We start from the raw sequence: 3,163 nt of genomic DNA, 5'->3' as shown, positions 1-3,163 counted from the left end.
GGCCTGGGTGGCGCCGCCGGTGGCGACGTCGAGCGTCGTGCTGCCGCGAAGGTCGATCGCATTGCCGATTGTGACGCCATCGGCATAGGCGACCGTTCCGCCGTATGTCGTCAGCACGTTCGCGCCGAGCGCATTGTTGTTGGCGAGCCGCAGCGTGCCGGCGTTGAGCGTGACGCCGCCTGTGAACGCGTTGTTGCCGGACAGGGTCAGCGTGCCCGTGCCGGTCTTGACGATGCCGAACGCGCCGCCGGTTTGCCCAATGGCGCCGGCCTGCGTCGCGCTGCCGGCCGCGATGTCGAACGTCGTGCTGCCGCGGAGGTCGATCGCATTGCCGATTGTGACGCCATCGGCATAGGCGACAGTCCCACCGTAGGTCGTCAGCATGCCGGTGCCGAGCGCATTGTTGTTGGCGAGCCCCAGTGTGCCCGAGCTGAGCGTGACGCCGCCGCTGAACGTGTTGCTGCCCGACAGCTTCAGTGTGCCGGTGCCGGTCTTGACCAGCGAGCCGCCGGTGCCTGCGATGATTCCGCTCACTTCGGTCGAGATGTTGTTGGAGCCGACGGTCAGCTCGTTGGCACCGAGATTGTAGGAGCCGGCGCCCGCGATCGAGCCGGCGCTGATCTTGTGGTCGCCGTTGAGTCCCGTCGTGGTCGAGAAATCGACCAAGCCTCCGACGTTGTTGGTGATGGCGGCAGTCCCGGCCGTGCTGTTATCGCTGAAAGACAGGGTGTAGTCGGTCGTGATGGCGGCATTTCCGGCCGTGCTGCTGTTGGCGAAATACACACCGCCGCTGGCGGTGATGGTGGCGCCAGCGGCGGTGCTGTTGTCGAAGAAATATAGACCGCCGCTGTTGGTGATCGTGGCGGTTCCTGCCGAGCTGGTGTTGAAAAATTGAAAGAGCCCGCCATTGAGGATGGAGGCGCTGCCGGCCGTGCTGGAGTCCTCGAAAAAAAGGCCCACCTGGTTGGTGATGGAGGCGGTGCCAGCCGAGCTGGCGTCGTGGAAAGTCGTAAAGGCGTTGACGGCGACATTGACGATGGCGGCGCTGCTGGCCGTGCTGGCGTTGTAGAAATTCAGGAAAAGGTCGTTTGCGATGGCGACGCTTCCGCCATTGACGGTAATGCCGGCACCCGTGAAGTTGAGTTCGCCACTGTTCTCAAAAGTGTAATTCGGTGCGCCCGCATTGAACGTCCAACCGCCCATTGTCACGGCGGAGCTCATCCACAGGTTGTTGGTGTTCGTCGCGCCAAAATACGCGGTTCCGGTCGGCACTGTGCCGGTGTCCCAGTTGGCGCCGACGCCGTAGACGTTGGTCCCTGGCGAGGCCAGCCAGGTCGCATCCTGCGCGCGCGCCGGCGTGGCCGGCAGCGCCCAGGCCAGGGCTAGCGCAGACGACGTCAGCAAGGCGGTGCGCAGGCGGCCGCTCGCGTTGAAATAATCTTTCCTCGTCCTCACCAATTCCCCCGGCGCACAATCACGAGTCCTCGACCGGATTCTTGGCATCGGGGCGGGAAGGGTGTCCTGATAAGGGGTTGGCTCATTTCTGAAAGTTTCTGATATTTGCGTTTCAGGCCCGATTTTCGGGCAATTTCGGCAGACTTCCGCTATATGAGCCGCCTTGGGAGACGCTTTGGGGGATAGCTTGCTTCGTTTCGCCGGCTTCGAGCTGGACCAGCAGCGCGCGGAGCTGCGCGGGGCCGATGGCGCGCCGATCAAGCTCCGGCCCAAGACCTTCGAGATGCTTCGACTGTTCGCCACCAGCGGCGGACGGGTGCTGAGCAAGCAGGAGCTCATGGAGGCGGTCTGGCCGAACGTCCATGTCGGTGAGGACAGCCTGTTCCAGTGCATCCGCGAGCTGCGCACCGCCCTCGGCGACGAGCGGCGGCAGCTGATCAAGCTCGCCTCCGGCGGCGGCTATCTGCTGGCGACGGAGGTCGTGGCAGCTCCCGCCGCCGATCCGGCGCAGGCCAAGGGGACGAGGCCGCATCCGACCGGCGGGGTTGTGCCCCTGCCACCGGCCGAGGTCGCTGCTGTGAGGCCGCAGCGCGCCATGTTCGGCTTGAGCCGCAAGGCTACGGTTGCCGCTGTAGCCGGGCTCTTCGTGATCGTCATGGGGCTTGCGGTTGCTGCGCCCGTGCTGAAGCCGGATCTCCTCTTCAAGCGAACGCCGCCGAGGCTCGCGGTGATGCCGATCGTCGACGAGAGCAACGATGCGCACGGCGCGGCGATGGCTGCCGAGGTCACCGCGCGCCTCACCGATGGTTTTGCCAAGATCCAGAACATCAGCGTGGTTGCGCCGCGATTGGCGGCCAAGGGCGGCGCCGGCGCTGCTGCGTCCGCCGCGTCATCCGATTACGAGCTGCGCGGCGAACTGGAGCGTCGCGACCGGTCCTGGACGCTGCGCGCGCGGATCATCAAGGCTGCGACCGGCGAGGTCCAGTCGGTCGTCGCAACGTCGGTCGGTGGGGAGGAGATGGATGCGCAGCTCGCGCAGTCGCGACTTGTCGCCGGCGTCGGTCACGGGCTTGCGCGCCGTCTCAATGAAATTCTGGAGTCGCGTGTGCCGCGCGCCACAGTCGCCGGCACGTCGGCCGGGGGCGACAAGGTCGTCGTCGAGCAGGCGCTCGCATCGATCAACCAGACCACGCGCGAGCGTTTTGGCGCAGCACAGGCCATGCTGCAGAAGGCCCTCAGCGATGATCCTGATAATCTCGAGGTCGCGGTTGCGCTCGCTTCGCTGCAGATGCGCGGCATCCAGATGGTCTGGTTCAGCCCGGAGGAGGCCGTTGCAGTGGAGGCCAGGGCCAACGCGACGCTCGAGCAGGCGCTACGGTCGAGGCCGAATTCGATTGCCGTGCTGGAGGCCTATTGCCGCTTCCTCAGCGCGACCAACCATTTCGTGGAAAGTCTCGTCACCTGCGCCAAGGCCTTGAGCTTCGATCCGTGGAATGGATCTGCGCTCTATCTGATCGGCCTCGGGCAGGTCTATCTCGGCCGCTTCGACGATGCGCTCGCGACGTTCCTGCAAGCCGATCGTTACGACACGCCGCAGGCCTCGCGCTGGACCTGGCTGCTCGGCGCGGGCATGACCTACGCCTTGATGGGACGCTTTGAGGAGGCATTGCCCTGGCTGCAGCGTTCGATCGCTATCACGCCCGGGACC

2 protein-coding genes are annotated in these 3,163 nt (G+C 65.4%); one reads left to right on the top strand and one right to left on the bottom strand.

The window, feature by feature from the left end; genetic code table 11:
- Nucleotides 1–1,455: autotransporter-associated beta strand repeat-containing protein (locus JHD07_RS36380; RefSeq protein WP_291630967.1), on the bottom strand; the 1,455-nt coding region annotated here is incomplete at its 3' end.
- Nucleotides 1,456–1,642: 187 nt separating this feature from the next.
- Here JHD07_RS36380 and JHD07_RS36375 point away from each other — a divergent pair.
- Nucleotides 1,643–3,163 (top strand): winged helix-turn-helix domain-containing protein (locus JHD07_RS36375; protein WP_291630965.1); only part of this gene is annotated, 1,521 nt, incomplete at its 3' end.

This window comes from Bradyrhizobium sp. (assembly GCF_016462955.1).
Lineage (GTDB): Bacteria > Pseudomonadota > Alphaproteobacteria > Rhizobiales > Xanthobacteraceae > Bradyrhizobium.
This window is presented reverse-complemented; position numbering and strand designations above follow the sequence as displayed.